At 62.9% G+C, this 22,184-nt stretch carries 21 protein-coding genes; 17 read left to right on the top strand and 4 right to left on the bottom strand.

Annotated elements, in window-relative coordinates; all coding sequences use genetic code 11:
• The first annotated feature begins 87 nt into the window (after positions 1 to 87).
• Positions 88 to 1,554, top strand: coding sequence for a membrane-bound lytic murein transglycosylase MltF (mltF, locus tag R5M92_RS12375; RefSeq protein WP_346796250.1), 1,467 nt, complete (start codon positions 88 to 90; stop codon positions 1,552 to 1,554).
• Here the strand turns inward: mltF and tadA are convergent.
• Positions 1,544 to 2,029 carry a tRNA adenosine(34) deaminase TadA gene (gene tadA, locus R5M92_RS12380; protein WP_346796251.1) on the bottom strand — a complete coding sequence of 162 codons (486 nt, stop codon included), beginning with the start codon at positions 2,027 to 2,029 and terminating at the stop codon, positions 1,544 to 1,546. The two genes, mltF and tadA, sit on opposite strands and share 11 nt — an antisense overlap.
• Positions 2,030 to 2,151: 122 nt before the next feature.
• Here tadA and R5M92_RS12385 point away from each other — a divergent pair, with 122 nt between their 5' ends.
• Positions 2,152 to 2,979: an acyl-CoA thioesterase II gene (locus R5M92_RS12385; protein WP_346796252.1), complete on the top strand. Its 828-nt coding sequence runs from the start codon at positions 2,152 to 2,154 to the stop codon at positions 2,977 to 2,979.
• A gap of 84 nt (positions 2,980 to 3,063) precedes the next feature.
• Here R5M92_RS12385 and R5M92_RS12390 read toward each other — a convergent pair whose 3' ends face one another.
• Together R5M92_RS12390 and rpmE are read right to left on the bottom strand one after the other, a co-directional pair.
• Positions 3,064 to 4,335, bottom strand: coding sequence for a malic enzyme-like NAD(P)-binding protein (locus tag R5M92_RS12390; RefSeq protein ID WP_346796253.1), 1,272 nt, complete (start codon positions 4,333 to 4,335; stop codon positions 3,064 to 3,066).
• 327 nt (positions 4,336 to 4,662) lie between these two features.
• On the bottom strand, positions 4,663 to 4,878 hold the full coding sequence (gene rpmE / locus R5M92_RS12395; protein WP_346796254.1) for a 50S ribosomal protein L31: 216 nt from the start codon (positions 4,876 to 4,878) through the stop codon (positions 4,663 to 4,665).
• A 149-nt stretch (positions 4,879 to 5,027) separates the two neighbouring features.
• Between rpmE and R5M92_RS12400 the strand changes: the two genes are divergently transcribed.
• The 13 genes from R5M92_RS12400 (at position 5,028) to tatC (ending at position 17,736) form a co-directional block, all read left to right on the top strand.
• Positions 5,028 to 7,256, top strand: coding sequence for a primosomal protein N' (locus R5M92_RS12400; protein WP_346796255.1), 2,229 nt, complete (start codon positions 5,028 to 5,030; stop codon positions 7,254 to 7,256).
• 165 nt (positions 7,257 to 7,421) lie between these two features.
• Complete coding sequence (argS, locus tag R5M92_RS12405) at positions 7,422 to 9,107, top strand: arginine--tRNA ligase (RefSeq protein ID WP_346796256.1); 1,686 nt, start codon at positions 7,422 to 7,424, stop codon at positions 9,105 to 9,107.
• 3 nt (positions 9,108 to 9,110) lie between these two features.
• Entirely contained in the window at positions 9,111 to 9,866 is a 756-nt protein-coding gene (locus R5M92_RS12410) for an SPOR domain-containing protein (RefSeq protein WP_346796257.1), read from the top strand.
• 250 nt (positions 9,867 to 10,116) lie between these two features.
• Entirely contained in the window at positions 10,117 to 10,635 is a 519-nt protein-coding gene (gene hslV / locus R5M92_RS12415) for an ATP-dependent protease subunit HslV (protein ID WP_346796258.1), read from the top strand.
• A gap of 2 nt (positions 10,636 to 10,637) precedes the next feature.
• Positions 10,638 to 11,960, top strand: a complete 1,323-nt coding sequence (gene hslU / locus R5M92_RS12420; protein WP_346796260.1) for an ATP-dependent protease ATPase subunit HslU — start codon at positions 10,638 to 10,640, stop codon at positions 11,958 to 11,960.
• Positions 11,961 to 12,187: 227 nt separating this feature from the next.
• Complete coding sequence (locus tag R5M92_RS12425) at positions 12,188 to 12,577, top strand: DUF971 domain-containing protein (RefSeq protein WP_346796261.1); 390 nt, start codon at positions 12,188 to 12,190, stop codon at positions 12,575 to 12,577.
• Positions 12,578 to 12,698: 121 nt separating this feature from the next.
• Positions 12,699 to 13,454: a bifunctional demethylmenaquinone methyltransferase/2-methoxy-6-polyprenyl-1,4-benzoquinol methylase UbiE gene (gene ubiE / locus R5M92_RS12430; protein WP_346796262.1), complete on the top strand. Its 756-nt coding sequence runs from the start codon at positions 12,699 to 12,701 to the stop codon at positions 13,452 to 13,454.
• Between the two features lie 7 nt (positions 13,455 to 13,461).
• Complete coding sequence (locus tag R5M92_RS12435) at positions 13,462 to 14,103, top strand: ubiquinone biosynthesis accessory factor UbiJ (RefSeq protein WP_346796263.1); 642 nt, start codon at positions 13,462 to 13,464, stop codon at positions 14,101 to 14,103.
• Positions 14,100 to 15,722, top strand: a complete 1,623-nt coding sequence (ubiB, locus tag R5M92_RS12440; RefSeq protein ID WP_346796265.1) for a ubiquinone biosynthesis regulatory protein kinase UbiB — start codon at positions 14,100 to 14,102, stop codon at positions 15,720 to 15,722. Before R5M92_RS12435 ends, ubiB begins: the two co-directional genes overlap by 4 nt.
• Before the next feature lie 46 nt (positions 15,723 to 15,768).
• Positions 15,769 to 16,134, top strand: coding sequence for a phosphoribosyl-ATP diphosphatase (locus R5M92_RS12445; protein ID WP_346796267.1), 366 nt, complete (start codon positions 15,769 to 15,771; stop codon positions 16,132 to 16,134).
• 128 nt (positions 16,135 to 16,262) lie between these two features.
• The gene (gene tatA / locus R5M92_RS12450) at positions 16,263 to 16,532 is read left to right on the top strand and encodes a Sec-independent protein translocase subunit TatA (protein ID WP_346796269.1); all 270 of its coding nucleotides are present in this window, start codon (positions 16,263 to 16,265) and stop codon (positions 16,530 to 16,532) included.
• 5 nt (positions 16,533 to 16,537) lie between these two features.
• Positions 16,538 to 16,975, top strand: a complete 438-nt coding sequence (tatB, locus tag R5M92_RS12455) for a Sec-independent protein translocase protein TatB (protein WP_346796270.1) — start codon at positions 16,538 to 16,540, stop codon at positions 16,973 to 16,975.
• Positions 16,972 to 17,736: a twin-arginine translocase subunit TatC gene (gene tatC, locus R5M92_RS12460; protein WP_346796271.1), complete on the top strand. Its 765-nt coding sequence runs from the start codon at positions 16,972 to 16,974 to the stop codon at positions 17,734 to 17,736. The genes tatB and tatC overlap by 4 nt, the downstream gene beginning before the upstream one ends.
• Before the next feature lie 139 nt (positions 17,737 to 17,875).
• On the opposite strand, the gene elbB is transcribed toward tatC, so the two are convergent.
• Positions 17,876 to 18,535 (bottom strand): isoprenoid biosynthesis glyoxalase ElbB, encoded by a 660-nt coding sequence (gene elbB / locus R5M92_RS12465; RefSeq protein ID WP_346796272.1) that lies wholly within the window; start codon positions 18,533 to 18,535, stop codon positions 17,876 to 17,878.
• A gap of 217 nt (positions 18,536 to 18,752) precedes the next feature.
• Here elbB and hemB point away from each other — a divergent pair, with 217 nt between their 5' ends.
• The gene (gene hemB, locus R5M92_RS12470; RefSeq protein WP_346796273.1) at positions 18,753 to 19,751 is read left to right on the top strand and encodes a porphobilinogen synthase; all 999 of its coding nucleotides are present in this window, start codon (positions 18,753 to 18,755) and stop codon (positions 19,749 to 19,751) included.
• Between the two features lie 209 nt (positions 19,752 to 19,960).
• A complete protein-coding gene (gene ppk1, locus R5M92_RS12475) occupies positions 19,961 to 22,147 on the top strand; it encodes a polyphosphate kinase 1 (protein WP_346799360.1) in 2,187 nt (728 codons plus the stop codon).
• Positions 22,148 to 22,184 lie beyond the last annotated feature (37 nt).

Genomic DNA, 22,184 nt, shown 5'->3' on the forward strand with positions numbered 1-22,184 from the left:
GAAAGCGGGGGCCACACGAAATCAGCAAGGTGACAGTCAACGCTGCGCTGGGTATCGTGACAGCTCTTTCGATGCCGACGATAACGCATGTTGAACGCTGCGAACCGACATTTCCGCCACCGCGCCGGGGTCTATCTTGCGCTGATCGCCATTGGCCTGCTCCTCATGGTCCCGACGTTTTCGCCGCCCCCGGAAGGAGAGCATCTCAAACAGATCAAGGCGCGGGATTTCATCACCATCCATACCCGCAACACGCCGACCACCTACTACGAGGGGCGACACGGCCCTACCGGCTTCGAGTACGAGCTGATGCGGCGTTTCGCGCAGTATTTGGGCGTCAGTTTGAACCTGGATGCCAGCCATCATATCGATACGGTGCTGCCCGCCGTGCGCCAGAAAGGCGATCTCGGTGCCGCCGCCCTGCCCCTGGAAACAAGCCAGGAAGGCATTCACTTCAGCCAGGCTATCATTCCCCTGCAGCCGCTTCTGGTATACCGGCGCGGGCTGAACGGCATCGATGCCCCCGACGACATGCCCGGGCTGGATATCGGCACCCTGGGCGGCACCGGCACCAGCCGGGTACTCAAGCAAATGCAAGGCCAATACCCCGCGCTGAGCTGGAAGGAGTCCAGCGAGCTGGAAGTCGCCGAGCTACTGGCCCAGGTGGAGGCCGGCGTACTCGACGCGGCGGTCATCTTCGATCATCAGTTTCGCCTCAATCGCCTGTTCTTCCCCAATGTCGAGCGCGGCTTCACGTTGGGCGAACCCTTGTCCATGGCGTGGGCGGTTCCCAGCGGCCGTGGGCTGGGGCTGCTCGATGCCGTCAATGACTTCATTCAGGAGCTACGCGAAAGCGGAGTGCTCGACCAATTGGTCGAGCGCTACTTCGGCCATGACGATTATCTGGAGTATGTCGGCACCCGCACTTTCCTCTCCCATTTAGACTCGCGTCTGCCACAATTCGACGCCATGTTCCGCGAGGCCGCCCGGAATACCGATTTCGACTGGAAACTGCTGGCTGCCCTGGGTTATCAGGAGTCGCACTGGAACCCCGAAGCCACCTCGCCGACCGGCGTGCGCGGCTTGATGATGCTGACCAACCCCACCGCCAAGGAGATGGGAGTCAGCGATCGCCTCGACCCGGCACAGAGCATCGATGGCGGCGCACGCTATCTGCGCAGCATCAAGGAGCGGCTACCGGAGAGCATCACCGGCGAGGACCGCCTGTTCATGGCCATGGCGGCCTACAATGTAGGTCTGGGCCACCTTTACGACGCCCGAAGGCTTGTCGAACAGCAAGGCGGCGACCCCGACAGCTGGGCGGATGTGCGCGAAACCTTGCCGCTATTGCAGCACCGTGAATGGCATAGCCAGACACGTCACGGCTACGCCCGCGGCGGCGAGCCGGTGATCTTCGTGCGCAATATTCGTCGCTATTACGAGATGCTCAATTACGTCGAGCGCAGCCGCCAGCAATTTTTCCAGCTGGAGCAGTCCGCCTTGGTCCCCACCGATTCCCTGCCGCTTTTCGATATCGTGCCGCCTATCGATTAGTCGGGTCCGGCCCCACCTCGCCGCCCCGCCTCAGGGAGAAAAACTGCTTGAGCAGGCGCCGCGACTGGCCGGCCAGCAGGCCGCCTTCCACTTTCACTTGATGATTGAACCATGGCTGGCCCAGCAGGTTGGCCCGCGACTCGACCATGCCGGTGCGCGGCTCGGCCGTGGCATAGACCAGCCGGGCAAGACGTGCGTGAACCATGGCGCCGGCGCACATCATGCAGGGCTCCAGGGTGACGTAAAGGGTGCAACCGTCGAGACGGTAGTTGCCCAGTTGCCCGGCGGCCTGGCGCAACGCGCGAATCTCGGCATGGGCGGTAGGGTCGCACTCCCCCACCGGAGCATTACCGGAGGCGGCCAGAATCTCCCCGTGAGCATCGACCACCACCGCCCCCACCGGCACTTCCCCGGCGGCCATGGCCTCACGCGCCTGATCCAGCGCCCGGTGCATGTAGAACTCATCGCTGCGCATCGGCGCCGACTCCGCTAAGGTGGAAAACGATCGTATGATAGCGCAACATTGATACCCAACCGCCCCGCCTTGATTGGGGAAGCGGACACGTATCGGCACGGCCAACGAAACAGGACAACAAGATGAGCGACCCCTTGAACGCACTGGTTGAGCTAATGAACCTGGAGACCCTGGAAGAGACGCTGTTTCGCGGCCAGAGCCAGGATCTCGGCTTTCCCCAGCTCTACGGCGGGCAAGTGCTCGGGCAGGCGTTGGTGGCCGCGTCACGCACCGTGCCGGCAGAGCGTAGCGCCCACTCGCAACACGGCTACTTCCTGCGCCCCGGCGATCCGCATCGGCCGGTGGTGTATCAGGTGGATACCATACGCGACGGCGGCAACTTTACCACCCGCCGGGTCACCGCCATCCAGAAGGGGCGTCCGATATTCTTCTGCAGCGCCTCGTTCCAGACCAGCGAAACCAACCTGTCCCATCAGCGCCCCATGCCCGATGTGCCAACGCCGGAAGCCCTGCTCGAGAACGGCAGTGCCCAGCACTCCCGCTTCCCCGGCCACCCCATCGAGTTTCTCTACCTTCCGGGCAATCCCGACCAGGGAGTACCGACGGGACAGTGCCTATGGTTCCGTTTTTCGGGAACACTGCCGGATGACCCGGCGCTACACCGCCACCTGCTCTCCTACGCCTCGGATTTCAACCTGCTCACCACCAGCCTTGCGCCTCACGAGGTGGAATACACCGATCCGCGCCTGCAGATCGCCAGCCTCGACCACGCCTTGTGGTTGCACGAGGACGCCCGCCTGGACGACTGGTTGCTGTATGTCATCGATTCGCCCTGGGCCGGCGGTTCCCGCGCCCTGGCCCGTGGCAGCCTCTACGACCGACACGGCCGTCTGGTGGCTTCCAGCGCTCAGGAAGGGCTGACCCGGGTCCACGACAAACCGATTCGCTGAAGCGCGAGCTAAACTTCACGCCAATTCCGATAGACGAAAGCCGGCATCTGGGTGCCGGCTTCTGCTTTCATGGGATTGGTTTCTTTAAACGCCGTAGACGTCGTTGATGGTCTTCAGCGGATAATGCGCCGGGTACGGCTTGCGCGCCACACCGGAGTCCACGGCAGCCTGGGCCACGGCGGAGGAGATCCGCGCCAGCAGGCGCACATCGACCGGCGTGGGAATGATGTACTCGCGCCCGAAGCTCATCTCCTCGCACTCGTAAGCGTCCAGCACTTCCTGGGGCACCGGCTCGCGGGCCAGGTCCTTCAACGCATGCACTGCCGCCAGCTTCATCGCCTCGTTGATCCGCGTGGCACGTACGTCGAGCGCCCCGCGGAAGATGAACGGGAATCCCAGCACGTTATTGACCTGATTGGGATAGTCCGACCGGCCGGTGGCCATGATCACGTCGGGCCGGGCTTCACGCGCCACATCAGGATGAATCTCGGGATCGGGGTTGGTACAGGCGAAGATCACCGGGTCCGCCGCCATCTTCTTGATCTGCTCGGCGGAGAGCAGCCCGGGGCCTGACAGGCCGACAAACACATCGGCGCCGTCTATGGCGTCATCCAGGGTACGCATCTCGGTATCCCGGGCAAACTGAGCCTTGTATTCGTTGATGCCTTCGCGCTGGGTGTGGATCACTCCACGTCGGTCGAGCATGACCAGATTCTCTTTCTTGACGCCGCACGCCACCAGCAGGCGCATGCAGGCAATTGCCGCCGCACCGGCCCCCATACAGACGACCTTGACGTTATCTATCGACTTACCGGTGATATCCAGCGCATTGAGCATACCGGCGGCGGTAACGATCGCGGTGCCGTGCTGGTCATCGTGGAACACCGGAATACTGCACTGCTCGATTAGCGCCTTTTCTATCTCGAAACATTCCGGCGCCTTGATGTCTTCGAGATTGATGCCGCCCCAGGTATCGGCGATACGCGCCACGGTATCGATGAACGCCTGTGGGCTTTCGGCGTTGACTTCGATATCCACCGCGTTGACGCCAGCAAAGCGCTTGAACAGCACGCCCTTTCCTTCCATGACCGGCTTGCTGGCTAGCGGCCCCAGGTTGCCCAGCCCCAGGATCGCGCTGCCATCGGAAATGACGGCGACCAGGTTCCCCTTGCCGGTATAGAGATAGGCGTTTTCCGGCTCACTGGCGATTTCGCGCACCGGCTCGGCCACCCCAGGGCTATAGGCTAGGGCCAGATCGCGGGCGGTAGCCGTCGGCTTGGTCAGCTCGACCGACAACTTGCCGGGAATCGGTTTGGCGTGATAGTCCAGCGCAGCTTGCTTCTTTGCATCGGTCATCGTGGGGCCCAATCAAACGTCAATAAGGAGTGTTATGAATTCGAGAATATAGAAAAATCGACGTCCCCTCAACCTTGCCCGTTGCTCATGCAAGTAAGCGACTAATCGCAACATTTTATTTAATTTTTAACGACGTTAGCAGGTATTTGCTGAAACTTATGCAAGTAGCGTGCACCTATAACGCTTTACTTATCGCTGGACGTGTATTTTTTATGAAAAATACTTCCACATTATCGGCAGAATTCTTACAAGCACAAAAAAACCCACCGCCGGAAGGCGATGGGTTCGTTACGGCGAAGATTACCGACTCCGCCGATAGCGCATTGCTTAGCCGCGCTTGACTGCGGCACCGAAACGCTTGTTGAAGCGCTCGACACGGCCACCGGTAGTCGCCTGCTTCTGCTTGCCGGTATAGAACGGGTGGCAGTTAGAGCAAACGTCCAGAGAAAGGTCATGATCCAGAGTGGAGCCTACCTCGTGGGTGGCGCCACAGGAACAGGTTGCGGTGACCTTGTTGTAATTCGGGTGGATACCTTGTTTCATCTTGAGCCTCATGAAGCTGTATGCCGCCACCTGATCTGCTGCCAGGCACCGCATACGGGTTGGTTCAACTGCTAACCGGTTAGCGCCCATTGAAGCCAACGGTCCAAGGGCGGCCGCATATTCTAGCAAACACTGTCGCTGGAGGCCAATTGACTTATTCCCCCGCTCCTGCCGTGATCAGGGTCGCCTTGCCGTCGCCACTGCGCCGCCTGTTCGATTATCTGCCGGGCAGCCACGCCCCGGCGGATGGCTGGCAGCCGGGGCTGCGCGTCAAGGTGCCGTTCGGCCGCCGGGAGGTGGTAGGAGTGGTGGTCGAGGGGCCGGTTGCCAGCGAGCTTTCCGCCGAGCAATTGCGCCCCGTCACCGCCCTGCTCGATGAAGAGCCTCTACCCGCGAGCTGGTGGTGGCTATGTCGTTTCACTGCCCGCTATTATCAGCACAGCCTGGGCGATACTCTGCACCACGCCATGCCGGCGCTGTTGCGCCAGGGGCGCCCCCTGGCCGGACGCACCCAGGAACAGTGGCAGCTTACCGCCGCAGGGCGCAACGTCGCTCCCGAGACGCTCAAGCGCGCCCCTCGCCAGGCCGAGCTCCTAGCCATGCTGAGCCAGCATCCCCATGGTCTGGTGACCCAGGCGATCTCCGCCCAGGGATTCCAGCGCGACGCCCTGCGTGCCCTGCAGCACAAGGGCTTGATTACCGCGCACACGATCACCCTGGCGGCACCACCGCCCGCCGCCGGCTCGCTACTGGCCAACCCGGCGCTACCCTTGCACCAGGAGCAGGCCACCGCCCTGGCCGCCCTCCACGAGAAACTCGACGACTACCACCCATGCCTGCTCGAAGGCGTGACCGGCAGCGGCAAGACCGAGGTCTATCTGCAGTTGATCGAAGCCATGGCCAGCAAGGGGCGTCAATCGTTGGTACTGGTGCCGGAAATCGGCCTTACCCCACAGACCCTGGCGCGCTTTCGCCAGCGCTTCAGCATACCCGTCGTCGCCCTGCACTCGGGCCTGACCGACCCCGAACGCCTGGACGCCTGGGAAGCCGCCGCCAGCGGCCGCGCCCTGATCATCATCGGTACCCGCTCGGCGATCTTCACGCCCCTAGCCAACCCCGGCGTGATCATCGTCGACGAGGAGCACGACGGCTCCTACAAGCAGCAGGACGGCCTGCGCTACCACGCCCGCGACCTGGCCGTCGCCCGTGCTCACCACCATCGCATCCCGCTGCTGCTGGGCAGCGCCACGCCGTCGCTGGAGAGCCTCCACCAAGCCCTGAACGGCCATTATCGCCATCTGCGCCTGACCCAGCGCGCCAGCCGCTTCCCCCCGGCCAAGCTGGAACTGGTCGACCTACGTCATCGTCACCGCCAGGGCGGGCTCGCGCCCAGCGTGATCAAGGCGCTGAGCGCCACCCTGGACGCCGGCCACCAGGCGCTGGTGTTCATCAACCGGCGCGGCTTCGCCCCTACCCTGGCGTGTCACGCCTGCGGCTGGATGGCCGAATGCCACCAGTGCGACGCCAAGATGACCCTGCACCGCCAGCCACCGCTGCTCGCCTGCCACCATTGCGACAGCCGCCGCGCCCTGCCCGACGCCTGCCCCGAGTGCGGCAGCGGCGACCTGCGCGCGCTCGGGGCAGGCACCGAGCGCACCGAGGAGTCCTTGCTGGGTCTGTTTCCCAAGCTGCCGGTATACCGTATCGACCGCGACAGCACGCGCCGTCGCGACAGCCTCGAGCAAACCCTCAGGGAGGTCCAGCGCGGGGAGCCGTGTCTGCTGGTAGGCACGCAGATGCTGGCCAAGGGCCACCACCTGCCGCACGTCACCCTGGTAGTCGTACTCAATGCCGATGGTGGCTTGTATGCCGCGGACTTCCGCGCCCTCGAGCACAGCGCGCAGTTGCTGGAACAGGTCGCCGGCCGGGCCGGGCGCGCCGCCCACCCCGGCCGCGTGCTGGTGCAGACCCTGCACCCGGACGACCCGAACCTGGGTCTGCTGGCCGAACACGGCTACCATGCGCTTTCTCGCCAACTGCTCGAAGAGCGCCGCACCGCCAGGCTGCCGCCGTTCTGTTTCATGGCCCTGCTGCGTATCGAAAGCCCTCAGGAGGAAGCCGCCCAGGCTCTCGCCACTCAGGCCGCCGGCGCCCTGCGCGGCTGGCTCGCTGGCGGCGACTCGGTACGCTGCCTGGGGCCGGTACCGGCGCCCATGGAGCGTCGCCAGAACCGCTATCATCTGCACGTCATGCTCAGTGCCGACAAACGCAGCCAGCTGCACCGGGCCTGCAGCTGGCTGGTCCAGTGGCTCGAATCCAGCCGCGAGGCGCGCAAGGTTCGCTGGTCGCTGGATATCGACCCACAGACCCTGAGCTAGCGGAAACAGGCGAAACTCAAGGGACGGTTTGACCGCTTCGCGCGATCGCTTTACCGCGCATGCTTTGAAAGTGGCGCCCAATTACCGATAATGGCCGCCTTTGACGACGCAACCGCTCACCGCCTCTGCGCTTCGCAGCACACGACGTTACCCGGATATCCTCACATGAAAGACACGATCATCTCCCTGCTCGACAGCGCCATCGCGACGCTCAAGCACCAAGGCGTGCTGCCGGACGACCTCGCTCCCACCATCAAGGTGGACCCCACCAAGGACAAGGCCCACGGCGATTACGCCAGCAACCTGGCCTTGATGCTGGCCAAGCCGGCGGGCCGCAAGCCGCGCGAGCTGGCCGAGGCGCTGGTCGCCGCGCTACCGCAGAACGATGTCGTCGACAAAACCGAGATCGCCGGGCCCGGATTCATCAATTTCTTCGCCGCCACCGACGCCGCCGCCCAGGTCGTCGCCCAGGTGCTGGATTGCGGCGATACCTTCGGCCGCAGCCTGCTCGGCGCCGGGCAGAAGGTCCAGGTGGAGTTCGTCTCTGCCAACCCGACAGGTCCTCTGCACGTGGGCCATGGTCGCGGCGCGGCGATCGGCGACTGCCTCTGTCGCCTGCTCGAGGCGACCGGTTTCGATGTCACCCGCGAGTTCTACTACAACGATGCTGGCGCCCAGATCAGCAACCTGGCGCGCTCGGTCCAGGCCCGCGCCAAGGGCCTGGGGCCGGACGACCCCAGCTGGCCCGAAGACGGCTACCGCGGCGAATACATCAGCGATGTCGCCAGGGATTACTTAGCTGGCGAAACCGTGATCGCCGACGACCGCCGGGTGAGCGCCAAGGGCGACGCCGACGATCTCGACGCGATTCAGTCCTTCGCCGTGGCCTGGCTGCGCCGCGAGCAGGATTTGGATCTCAAGGCGTTCGGTGTCGAGTTCGATGTCTATTTCCTGGAATCCTCTCTCTACGAGAAGGGCAAGGTGGAGGAGACGGTCAAGCGCCTCGTGGCCAATGGCCATACCTACGAGGAAGATGGCGCCATGTGGTTGCGCACGACCACGTTCGGCGATGACAAGGACCGCGTGATGCGCAAGCGCGACGGCGGCTACACCTACTTCCTGCCCGATGTCGCCTATCATCTCGACAAGTGGCAGCGCGGCTTCAAGACCGTCATCAACGAGCAGGGCGCCGACCACCACTCCACGGTGACCCGGGTACGCGCCGGCCTTCAGGCGCTCGAGGCGGGCATTCCCCAGGGCTGGCCCGACTACGTGCTGCACCAGATGGTGATGGTGACCCGCTCCGGCGTCGAAGTGAAGCTCTCCAAGCGTGCCGGTAGTTACGTCACCGTGCGCGATCTGATCGACGAAGTGGGCCGCGACGCCACGCGCTTCTTCCTTGCTGCCCGCCGCGCCGACTCACAGCTGACCTTCGATATCGACCTGGCGCGCTCGCAGTCCAACGACAACCCGGTGTACTACATCCAGTACGCTCACGCGCGTGTCTGCAGCATGCTGCGCAAGGCTCAGGATGCCGGCCAGCCATTCGACCACGACCTGGCACTGGCCAACCTGGCACTGCTCGAAAGCGACCAGGAAAAGGCGGTGATGAACCGCCTGGCGCGCTTCCCCGAAGTGGTCGAGTACGCCGCCGCCAACCGCGAGCCCCAGCAGGTGGCGCAGTACCTTCTCGACCTCGCCGGTGACTTCCATACCTGCTACAACGCGGTGAAGGTGATGGTCGACGACGACACCCTGCGCAACACCCGTCTGGCGCTGGGCCTGGCCACCCGCCAGGTGCTACGCAACGGCCTGGACCTGATGGGTGTGAGCGCACCCGAGGAGATGTAAGCCATGGCCACCCCGCGCAAGAAATCCGCGTCCCGGCGTGGCGCCACCACCCAGCGCAAGCCCGCCCGGCGTTCGGGGGGCGGGTTTCGCGTTCCCGGTTGGATATGGGGACTCGCCGGCATGGCCGCCGGCTTCTTCCTCGCCCAGCACCAGCACGGCACGGCGCCGTGGCAGGAAGGTGCCGGCACGCCGCCCCAGGCTACCGTGCTGTCCAAGCCACCCGGCGACTCCGAGCGCGAGGCCGCCCGCGAGACCGAGTCGCCGGCGGAACCGGCCATGCCGACGTTCGAGTTCTATACCCTGCTGCCCGAAACCGAAGTCATCGCGCCGGGAGGCAAGATTCCCTCCACGGCTGCCAGGCCACCGAGCGACACCGATGAATCCGCAACCAGTGGCGATACCGGCGTATCGCAAGACGACCCTATCGCCCAGGTGATCGCCGCCAACCAGCGGCCCGAGGAGCGCGACGCCGCGGCAGGCTCCAGCGAAGCATCGAGCCGTTCGAGCGAGCCCCCGAGCGCCGATGGCAGCTTCATGCTGCAGGCGGCTTCCTTTCGCGAGCTGAGCGATGCCGAACAGCTGCGCCAGCGCCTACGCAACCTGAGCCTGCTGGCCCAGATCAGCGAAGTGCAAGCCGGCGGCGATACTTGGCACCGCGTGCAGGTCGGCCCCTATGACGATACACGGGAGCTCAACCGGGCCCAGGACCTGATGAGCACCCAGGGGATCGAGCCGCTATTGATTCAATTGCAGAACTGAGTTCAGAAGCGATTTGCAGAACTGGCCTGCAGAACCAGTCTCTAGAACCAATCGACGTTCACCCAGTCTGACCCCACCGGGGTTAGCACTATTTTCAGTACTATCCTTCCGCCCCGCAGAACGGCGCCAATGGCACGGGACGGTTGATTTTTTAGGATACGCCCGCATTTTCCTGTGCAAGTCAGCACATGTGCCGCCAGCAGCGGCACGGCAAGTCATCGGGAGCCTGCCTCCCACAAGGAGTTTCTCCATGACCACTATCGTATCCGTGCGTCGCGGCGACCAGGTCGCCCTGGCCGGCGACGGCCAGGTATCACTCGGCAATACCGTGATGAAAGGCAACGCCAGCAAGGTACGCCGCCTCTATCGTGGCAAGGTGCTGGCCGGTTTCGCCGGTGGTACCGCCGATGCCTTCACTTTGTTCGAACGCTTCGAAGCGCAGCTGGAAAAATACCAGGGGCATCTCACCAAGGCGGCCGTGGAACTGGCCAAGGACTGGCGCACCGATCGCGCCCTGCGTCGTCTCGAGGCTCTGCTGGCCGTCGCCGACCACAGCGCCTCGTTGATCATTACCGGTAACGGCGATGTGGTCGAGCCCGAGCGTGGCATCATCGCCATCGGCTCCGGCGGCAACTTCGCCCAGGCGTCGGCACGAGCACTACTGGAAAATACCGACCTTTCGGCCCGCGAGATCACCGAAAAGTCGTTGGCCATCGCTGGTGACATCTGCGTGTTCACCAACCATCACGTCACCCTCGAAGAGCTTTGATCATGACCCAGATGACGCCCCGTGAAATCGTTCATGCGCTGGATCAATACATCATCGGCCAGCAGGACGCCAAGCGCGCCGTGGCCATCGCCCTGCGCAACCGCTGGCGCCGCATGCAGCTGGATGACGAACTGCGCCCGGAAGTCACCCCCAAGAACATCCTCATGATCGGCCCCACCGGCGTGGGCAAGACCGAGATCGCCCGCCGCCTGGCGAAACTGGCCAGGGCGCCGTTCATCAAGGTGGAAGCGACCAAGTTCACCGAAGTGGGTTATGTCGGCCGCGATGTGGAATCGATCATCCGCGACCTGATCGAGGCCGCCATCAAGATGGTGCGCGAGCAGGCCAAGGAGGAGGTCGGCCACCGCGCCGAGGACGCCGCCGAGGATCGTATCCTCGACGCCTTGCTGCCGCCGCCGCGAGGGCAGGAAGACAAGCCCCGGGAAGACAGCGGCACGCGCCAGACCTTCCGCAAGAAGCTGCGCGAAGGCCAGTTGGACGACAAGGAGATCGATATCGAAGTCTCCTCCCAAGGGCCGGGTATCGACATCATGACCCCGCCGGGCATGGAAGAGATGACCAGCCAGCTGCAGAGCATGTTTTCCAACATGGGCCAGCAGAAGCGTGAAACCCGCCGTGTAACGGTGAAGGACGCCTTCTCCCTGCTGCGCGATGAAGAGGCCGCCAAGCTGGTCAACGAGGACGATATCAAGGCGCGCGCCGTGGAAGCGGTGGAGCAGCACGGCATCGTCTTCCTGGATGAGATCGACAAGGTGGCCAAGGGCAGCGGCCAGTCCAGCGGCGGCGAAGTCTCCCGCGAAGGTGTGCAGCGCGACCTGCTGCCATTGATCGAAGGTTCCACCGTCTCGACCAAGTACGGCATGGTCAAAACCGATCATATCCTGTTCATCGCCTCCGGCGCCTTCCACCTGTCGCGGCCGTCGGATCTGATTCCAGAGCTGCAGGGGCGTCTGCCGATCCGCGTGGAGCTCGATGCCCTGACACCCGGTGACTTCAAGCGCATCCTGACCGAGCCGTCAGCTTCGTTGACCAAGCAGTACCAGGCGCTGCTGGCCACCGAAGGACTGGATATAGAGTTCACTCCCGACGGTATCGAGCGTATCGCCGAGATTTCCTGGCAGGTCAACGAAGGCACCGAGAACATCGGGGCACGGCGCCTGCACACGGTGATGGAGCGCCTGCTGGAAGAGGCCTCGTTCAAGGGCGGCGACATGGACGGCCCCTTGACCATCGATGCCGCCTACGTCAATGCCCAGCTCGGCGAACTGGCGGTAGACGAGGATCTGTCGCGGTATATTCTGTAAATCAGCAACCATTGCGCGTGGCAATGGCAACGCATAACGCTGCCTTAGCAAGTGCGCGATTGCCAAGCGTAGAAAGCAAACGACAGCTCGGCAGGGATGCCGAGCTAGCATGGGCAACAGGGATGTTGTTTCCATGCGTGGCGTTTGCTCAAGCGCAGGCAGAGCAATAGTGCTTGCGTGCAACGCAAGCGTTGCCATGCCCGCCTTTTTTAGAGGTTAGCCCACTGATGAACTCACCCGCCCCTACCCCCACCCGCGTGCATTACCACAAGAAAGCTCGGGAACTGGAGCTTGGCTATGCCGACGGCACCGAGTTCCGCTTGCCGGTGGAATACCTGCGCGTCTACTCGCCTTCCGCCGAAGTCCGCGGCCACGGTCGTGATACCGCCGTGCTCCAGGTCGGCAAGAAGGACGTGGGCCTACGCGATATCACCCAGGCCGGACGCTACGCACTGAAGCTGCATTTCGATGATGGCCACGACACCGGCCTGTATAGTTGGGATTATCTGCATGAACTGGCCACCCATCATGACGCCTACTGGAACGACTATCTCCAGCGGCTGCGCGAGGCCGGCGCATCCCGCGAGCCGCTGGGCATCGAAATTCGCCAGCTGTGACATGCCGTCACTGCCGACAGCGAAGACAATCGTCGGCGGAGAAGGCTACAATAGCCGGCAACGATACTGCCAAGGCCAAGATGCCTCATAGCCACCGCCAAGGATTCGGGAGCCTAGCGACATGAGCCCCATGGAAAAGCGCACCACCCATTTCGGTTACCAGGAAGTTCCGGTGGAAGACAAGGCGGCCCGCGTCGCCGATGTATTTCACTCGGTCGCCGCCCGCTACGACGTGATGAACGACCTGATGTCGATGGGCATTCACCGCATATGGAAGCGCCTGACACTGGAGCGCGCCGGCGTTCGTCCCGGTCATCATGTGCTCGATATCGCCGGTGGCACGGGCGATCTCACCTTGAAGTTCTCGCACCTGGTCGGCCCCCGCGGCAAGGTGGTGCTGGCCGATATCAACGCCTCCATGCTCAAGGTGGGCCGCGACAAGCTGCTGGACAACGGCGTGGGCGGCAACGTCGAGTACGTTCAGGCCAACGCCGAGTGCCTGCCGTTTCCCGACAACAGCTTCGACTGCATCACCATCGCCTTCGGCCTGCGCAACGTCACCGACAAGGATGCCGCGCTGCGCTCGATGACCCGCGTGTTGAAGCCCGGTGGCCGCCTGCTGGTGCTGGAATTCTCCAAGCCGGGCAACCCCCTGCTGTCGAAGGCCTACGATGAATACTCCTTCCGCCTGCTGCCGAAGATGGGCGAACTGGTCGCCGGCGACGGCGATAGCTACCGCTACCTGGCCGAGTCGATTCGCATGCACCCGAATCAGGAGACTCTCAAGGCAATGATGGAGACGGCCGGTCTGGAGCGCGTGGAATATACCAACCTGACCGGCGGTATCGTCGCTCTGCATCGCGGCATCAAGCTATGAGGTCGGCATGCTGGTAACCCCGACTCTGCTACTGGCCGGTCTCGAACGCACCCTCAACACCCTGCTTGCCCGCGACCCCGCGGCGCCCGCCCGACTCGACGCCCTGGCCGGTAGCCGATTGTTGATCCGTTTCGAGCAGCCCTCTTTCGCCCTGATATTGCACTTTCATCATCACGGTGTGGATCTGCTGCGGGGTGACGAAGCACAAGAGGCGGAAGTGGATGCGGTGGTCGAACTGACGCCGGACACCCTGGGCGAATGGCTGGGCGGCTCGCCCCTCGAACGCCTGATGTTCGAAGGCAAGCTGGCCGTGCGTGGGCGCGTTCACTTGCTGGACGCCACCCGCGAACTGTTTTTCGACCTGGATCTCGACTGGGAGGGCGAACTGGCGCGCTGGCTGGGTGATACGCCCGCACACTCGCTCGCCGAGGGGCTGCGGCGTGCGGCACGTTGGGGCCTGCGTGCCCGCGACGAGCTGATGCAGGACGTCTCCGAATACGTCTTCGAGGAAGCCAAGTGGCTGCCCGGACGCCGCCAATACGAGGTAATGCGCGACCATCTCACCGAACTCGAAGTGGCCACCGACCGGCTGGAAGCGCGTCTGGCACGCCTGCATCGACGACTCACCCAGCAGGAGCCGCCCCGATGATTCTGCGCCTACTGCGTATCGGCTGGGTCATCAGCCGCCATCGGCTCGACACCCTGCTGCCCCTGGAGCGGCTGCCGTGGTGGTTACGCACGCTGTTATGGCTTTCGCCGTTGCGCCTGATCCCGGTAGGCAAGCGCTCCCGCGGCGAGCGGCTGCGTCTGGCCCTGGAAGCCTTGGGGCCGATCTTCATCAAGTTCGGCCAGATGCTCTCCACCCGGCGCGACCTGCTCCCGGAAGATATCGCCGACGAACTCAAGCGGCTACAGGACCAGGTCCCCCCTTTCCCCGGCGACAAGGCCGTAGCGCGGGTCGAGAAAGAGCTGGAGATGACGTTGGCCCAGGCGTTCGCCGAGTTCGATCGCGCCCCGCTGGCGTCCGCCTCCATCGCTCAGGTCCATGCGGCGGTATTACATAGCGGCGAGCAGGTGGTGGTCAAGATCATTCGCCCGGACATCGACCGCGTGATGCGCCAGGACATGGCGCTGATGTACCAGGTCGGCAAGCTGCTGAGCAAGGTGCCCGAAGCGCGCCGGCTGCGCCCTGTGGAGGTCATTCGCGACTACGAGGCCACACTGTTCGACGAGCTGGACCTGTACAAGGAGGCCGCCAACACATCGCAGCTCAAGCGCAACTTCAAGGATTCGCCGCTGCTGTTCGTGCCCACTATCCACTGGCCGTTGACCCGTCGTCGCGTCATGGTGCAGGAGCGAATCCACGGCATTCCCGTAGCGGATACCGCCGCCTTGCGAGCGCGGGGAACCAACCTGAAAAAGCTCGCCGAACGGGGCGTCGAGATTTTCTTCACCCAGGTGTTCCGCGACAACTTCTTCCATGCCGACATGCACCCCGGCAATATCTTCGTCAACTGCGACGATCCCGAGGATCCGCAGTATATCGCCATCGACTGCGGCATCGTCGGCAGCCTGACACGTGAAGACCAAGACTATCTGGCGCGCAACCTGCTGGCATTCTTCCACCAGGACTATTACGAAGTCGCGGCGCTGCATATCGAGTCCGGCTGGGTCGGCGAAAACACCCGCGCCAACGAGTTCGCCGCCGCCATTCGCACGGTATGCGAGCCCATTCTGGAAAAACCGCTCAAGGACATCTCCTTCGGCCAGGTGCTGCTGGGCCTGTTCCAGACCGCACGGCGTTTCAATATGGAAGTGCAGCCGCAACTGGTGCTGCTCCAGAAGACCCTGCTCAATATCGAGGGCCTGGGTCGCCAGTTGCACCCGGATCTGGACCTGTGGAGCACCGCCAAGCCTTATCTCGAGCGGTGGATGAAGGAGCGAGCAGGCGTCGTCGGGCTTTGGGAATCGCTTAAACGCCAGGCCCCGGAGCTCTCGCAACAACTGCCCGAGCTGCCGGTGCTCGCTCATCAGGCCCTCAGCCGCATGGAACACGAACATCGCCAACGCCACCAGCAAGTCGATTCCCTCGACGGCATCCGCTGCCATCTTCAGCGTCAGCACAAGCGCCAGTACCGCCTGCGCCTGGGGTTGATCCTGGTGGCGCTGGCCCTGGCCTGGCAACCGCTGACGCAATGGGCGCTGACCCAGGACTGGCCGGTACTGGCCGCCGCCGTCGCCGGTCTGGCCCTGCTGGTCTGGCACTAGCACGGCCTTGGCGCTTTCTCATTAGCTTGATCACGGAGTACCGCGTATGGCAGACCCAACAGGCTCACCCAATTCGCCCGAACCGGTGCTCGACGCCCTGGCCGAAGTGCTCAAACAGCGTCGCGATGCCGACCCCGAAACATCGTATGTCGCCTCCTTGCATCACAAGGGATTGAACAAGATACTCGAGAAAGTCGGCGAGGAAGCCACGGAGACTTTGCTTGCCGCCAAGGATGCCGAAGGCAACGGCGAGAGCGAACGTCAAGCACTAGTCGCCGAAACCGCCGACCTGTGGTTTCATAGCCTGGTCATGCTTTCGCATATGGGGCTGGATCATCAGCCAGTTCTGGACGAACTGGCACGACGCTTCGGGATATCAGGGCATGAGGAAAAGGCTGCTCGGCAACGCTGACACGAACCGGACCGACACAGAATTCAGCTTCAACCTGCAGCAATCTCAAAGACAAGACATTCTCACAGACGCTTTCAAAGGCGCTTTCAAAGACAGACTCAACGACATTCTCAACGAGGAGAACGCATATGTTAGGTGGCATCAGTATTTGGCAGCTGCTGATCGTGCTGGGCATCATCATCCTGGTTTTCGGCACCAAGAAACTACGTAACGTGGGTACCGACCTGGGCGGCGCGGTCAAGGGATTCAAGAGCGCCATGCACGAGGAGGAGAAAGGCGACAAGAACGATACCGACAAGGATGCGCCGCAAGCCAAGGTGAGCCATGAAGAGCGTGGCAACACCTACGACGTGCAGGCGGAAGAGAAGAAGACCGAAAACTCCGACGAGCGCAAGTAAGCCCCATGTTTGATATGGGCTTTCTCGAACTGCTGATTATCGCCGTGGTGGGCTTGCTGGTGCTCGGCCCGGAGCGATTGCCTAAAGCGGCACGGACGCTGGGCCTGTGGATCGGCAAGATCAAGCGGACCGTGTCCGGCATGCAGCGCGAAATCAACGCTCAGCTGGAAGCCGAGGAGTTGCGCCAGAAGCTCAACGAGCAGCACAAGAAGCTCGATGACAGCCTGCAGAAGGCCAAGCGCGACGTCGAGAGCCTGGGCGATTCGCCCGCAGCGAAACCCAGCGCTGAAAGCGAACCGCAGGAGACGGCGGCAAGCGACGCCGAGGATTCGACGCAAACCCGCGTGGACCGCGCGACATCGCGCCTGGACGATGCCCTGGCAACGGTACGCGACACCGCCCCCGAGCAAGCCGACCCGCAGAAGGACGCTGATTCTCGATGAGCACCACCAACGATGCACAGGAACAGACACCGCTGATCGAGCACCTGATCGAGTTACGCTCGCGTCTGATGCGCTCGGTGGTGGTGGTGGTGGTCGTGTTTCTCGGCCTCTACTCCTTTGCCAACGATATCTACTCCTTTGTCGCCCAGCCGCTGATGGCATTGTTGCCAGCCGGGTCGCAGATGATTGCCACCGAAGTGGCCTCGCCCTTCCTGGCGCCGTTCAAGCTGACCCTGGTGGTGGCGATTTTCATCGCCATTCCTTATGTCCTGCATCAGGCCTGGGCGTTTGTCGCCCCCGGGCTCTATGACAACGAAAAGGCCCTGGCCGTGCCGATTCTGGTCTCCAGCATCGCGCTTTTCTACGCCGGAGCCGCGTTTGCCTATTACGTCGTGTTTCCCCTGCTGTTCCAGTTTTTCACCCAGACCGGGCCGGAAAATGTGGCGGTGATGACCGACATCAACCAGTACCTCAACTTCGTACTGAAGCTGTTCTTCGCTTTCGGGGTAGCCTTCGAGATTCCCATCGCCACTTTCCTGCTGATCCTTTCAGGGGCGTCCAGCGTGGAAAGTCTGTCGAAAAAGCGTCCCTACATCATTCTGGGGTGCTTCGTGGTGGGAATGCTGCTGACCCCGCCGGATGTAATTTCCCAGAGCCTGCTGGCGGTGCCCATGTACCTGCTCTATGAAGTGGGGTTGCTGTTCGGTCGCCTGGTGCGCAAGCGCCGGTCGGAAGAGCAGGATGTCGTCGAGGACGAATGAAAAAACGGCTTGGATGGGTTTTATAGCGCCCCCGCATTAGGATTGTTCTAGCCTGGATGAGGACGGCTATACTTCATCAACAGCTAAAAACGGCCCCTTTGGGGCCGTTTTCTGTCTTGAGGGAAGGTAATAGAGGGATTCAGTCCATCATTTCATCGATACGATCGACAAGCTTGAAGATACCGGTAGCCGCTTCACTGAGACGGGTCGCCAGCATGTAGGCCGGGGTGGTGACCACGCGGTGCTCGAGGTCAACGACGATATCCTCCACGCCGCAGCCGCGATGCAGCCCTCCCATGGCACTGATGGCCCCGGAGACACCCGGGTCGTGGCCCACGGTCACGGCCACGCCGTCCCCCAGCAGACGCGGTACCAATACCGGTGAGATGCACATCAGACCGATGGGCTTGGCATCCTCCTTGAAGCCTTCCAGTGCCGTCTTGAGCGACTCCAGCACCTGCATGGCATCTCCGGCCTCGGCGAAGTCGGAGAGATTCTTGGCGACACCGAAACCACCGGGAACGATCACCGCATCGAAGTCGTCGGCGTCGAGGTCGGTGAGCGGGCTGATCTCCCCCCGTGCCAGACGGGCCGACTCCACCAGCACGTTGCGCGACTCGTCCGGCATCGCCTGTTGGGTGAGATGGTTCACCACCTGAGTCTGCTCGATATCCGGGGCAAAACAGCGATACCCGATGCCCAACTGATCCAGCCGCAGCAACGTCAGCGTGGTTTCGTAGATCTCCGAGCCATCGAACACGCCGCAGCCTGCCAGCACCACTGCCACCTGTTTGGTCATGCCTGTCTCCTTACCAAAATGATTTCGCCCCATGGCCGTGCCATGAACCAAGCTGTTGTAAAAAACAGCGTCTAGGGTAGAGGCTTACTTTAGAGAGTCTCCCGTTCCGCCACAAGGCGGCTTTCGCCGGGGGGCGCGGCTGATATACTCGGTAAAGCTGCCCGCCGCCCAATGCGGCCTGGTGTCCCGTTTCGGATTTTGGAGAAGAGCCTTGAGCATGCCCCGACATTTCCCCGCCACCCGCCTGCGTCGTATGCGCCGTGACGACTTCTCGCGCCGCCTGATGCAGGAGGCCACGCTCTCCCCGGCCGATCTTATCCTGCCGGTCTTCGTCACCGAGGGCGACAACCAGCGCGAAGCCGTGGCTTCGATGCCCGGGGTCGAACGCTTGTCCCTGGATCTGCTGCTGGAGCAGGCGCGCGAAGCCTACCAGCTTGGCATTCCCGCCCTGGCGCTGTTTCCGGTGGTGGGCGACGAACAGAAAAGCGAACTGGCCGAGGAGGCGTATAACGCCAACGGCCTGGTCCAGCGTAGCGTCCGCGCGCTGAAGGAGGCGCTGCCCGAACTCGGCATCATCACCGATGTGGCCCTCGACCCCTACACCAGCCACGGCCAGGACGGCATCATCGACGAGCAGGGCTACGTGCAGAACGACCGCACCGTCGACACCCTGCTCAAGCAGGCCCTGTCCCACGCCGAAGCCGGCGCCGACGTGGTGGCGCCCTCCGACATGATGGACGGCCGTATCGGTGCCATTCGCCAGGTGCTCGAACAGGAGAACCTGCATAACGTGCGCATCATGGCCTACAGTGCCAAGTATGCCTCCAAGTATTACGGGCCGTTCCGCGACGCGGTGGGCTCCGCCGGCAATCTGGGCAAGGCGGACAAGCGCACCTACCAGATGGACCCCGCCAACAGCGATGAAGCGATTCACGAGGTGGCCATGGATATCGCCGAAGGTGCCGACATGGTAATGGTCAAGCCGGGCATGCCTTACCTGGATGTGGTGCGACGCGTCAAGCAGGAGCTCCAGGTACCGACCTTCGCTTACCAGGTCAGCGGTGAGTACGCCATGCACCGGGCCGCTTTCGACAATGGCTGGCTGGAACCCGAGCCGGTCATTCTGGAGTCGCTGATGTGCTTCAAGCGAGCGGGAGCCGACGGCATCCTGACCTACTTCGCCCTGGAAGCGGCCCGCCTGCTGCAACGCCGCTGAGCACAGTTACCACGGCAGCGAGTGAAACCTCGCTGTCATATTCTTTACCCATACTATTCCACCATACTGACCGGCAGATCGCTTTCACGCATATTTCTCAGCATAATTGACCATCACGCAAGGGAGGCTCCATGGAAATCAAGGCCACTAAAGAGTCCTCGCCCTCTGCAACTGAACGGTCTTCTGCAACTGAACAGCCTTCACCGGAAATGTCTGCCACGGAGCTGTCGACGGCGGCCCTGGTCGGGACCGGTGATGTTCCAAGCGAGCCGCCATTGCGGGTCAACCGCACCCAGGCCGGCATCCACGCCCGCAACGCCGCGCCGCTAGAAACGGATCTTTCCGACCCCCAGCTCTACTTCAACCGTGAGCTTTCCCATCTCAAGTTCAATACTCGGGTACTGGAACAGGCGCTGGATACGGCCCACCCGCTGCTCAACCGGTTGATGTTTCTGCTGATCTTCTCATCCAACATGGACGAGTTCTTCGAGATTCGCGTCGCCGGGCTCAAGCGCAACGTATTACTGGGCGATGCCTCCACCGGTGCCGACGGCCGGCTGCCCAAAGCGGTGCTGGCCGAGATTGCCGACGTCGCCCATGAACAGATCGCCCGGCAATATCAGATACTCAACGACGCCCTGCTCCCCGAGCTGGAAACCCAGGGGTTGCGCTTTCGCCGCCGCACACAGTGGACGGCGGCACAGAAAAGCTGGGTACGGGAGTTCTTCGACAACGAGATCATGCCGGTCATCAGCCCCATCGGCCTCGACCCCTCGCACCCGTTCCCGCGCCTGGTCAACAAGAGCCTCAACTTCATCGTCGAGCTGGAAGGCAAGGACGCCTTCGGTCGCGCCGGCGGCATGGCGATCCTGCCGGCGCCACGCTCACTGCCACGCCTGGTCGCCTTGCCCAAGGCGCTTTGCGAGGAGGGTTTTTCCGAATACATCTTCCTCTCGTCGATGATCCACTCCCACGCCGACGAACTCTTTCCCGGCATGCGCGTGCGCGGCTGTTACCAGTTCCGCCTGACGCGTAACGCCGATCTGAGCGTCGATCCCGACGAGGTCTCCGACCTGGCATCGGCACTGCGCGGCGAACTGCTGGCGAGACGCTACGGCAGCGGCGTGCGCCTGGAAGTGGCCGATACCTGCCCCGACGGACTGGCGGATTTTCTCCTCGCCCAGTTCGAGCTGGAGCCGCAAGACCTCTACCGGGTCAAGGGGCCGGTCAACCTGACGCGCATGATGGCGGTGCTGGGCGACGTCGATCGCCCCGAGCTGCTCTACCGTCCTTTTACTCCCGGTGTGCCCAAGGCATTCAAGAGCGGCAGCCTCTTCAGTGCCATCGCCCGTGGCGATGTGCTGCTCCACCACCCCTTCCAGTCGTTCTGCCCGATAGAAGATTTGCTGCGGGAGGCGGCGCGGGACCCGGATGTGCTGGCGATCAAGCAGACGCTTTACCGGACCGGTACGGAGTCGCCGATCGTCGGCGCCCTGGTGGAAGCCGCAAGCCAGGGCAAGGAAGTCACGGTGGTGATCGAGCTGCGCGCCCGCTTCGACGAGGCCGACAACCTGGGCCTGGCGGCCCGCCTGCAGGAAGCCGGAGCGATCGTGATCTACGGCATCATGGCCTACAAGACCCACGCCAAGATGCTGCATATCGTGCGCCGGGAGAAAGGCGCGCTGCGCCATTACGCCCATCTCGGCACCGGCAACTACCACTCCAAGACCGCCAAGCTCTACACCGACTACAGCCTGCTGACCGCCAACCCCCAGCTGTGTGCCGATGTACACAAGGTCTTCCAGCAGCTTTCCGGCATGGGCAAGGCAAGACGTGTCGACAAGCTGTTGCACGCTCCTTTCACCCTGCATGAACGGTTGGTCGAAATGATCGATCGCGAGGCCCAGCATGCCCTCAAGGGTCGCCGGGCCCGCCTTATCTTCAAGTGCAACTCGCTCACCGAGCCCAAGCTGATCCAGGCGCTCTACCGCGCCTCCCAGGCGGGTGTCGAATGCGACCTGATCATCCGCGGCATGTGCTGTTTGCGCCCCGGCGTTGAAGGCATCTCGGACAATATCCGTGTGCGCTCGATCATCGGGCGCTTTCTCGAGCATACCCGGGTCTTTCATTTTCACAATGACGGCGCGGCAGAAACCTGGTGCTCTAGCGCCGACCTGATGGCACGCAACATGTTCCATCGCGTGGAGACCTGCTTCCCGCTGCTGGACAGGAAACTGGCTACCCGGGTGCGCAAGGACCTGGAGACCTACCTGGTGGACAACTGCCAGAGCTGGCTACTCAAGGCCGATGGCAACTATGAACTGCAATGTCCTGGCGGCAGCGCTCCCATCAGTGCCCAGGAGACCCTGCTCTACGCCTACGCCACCAAGAACTGACCCGTGTCGCTGCTGCCGTGACCAACCCGAACGCCCC

Source organism: Halomonas sp. Bachu 37 (assembly GCF_039691755.1).
In the GTDB taxonomy this organism is placed as follows: domain Bacteria; phylum Pseudomonadota; class Gammaproteobacteria; order Pseudomonadales; family Halomonadaceae; genus Vreelandella; species Vreelandella kashgarensis.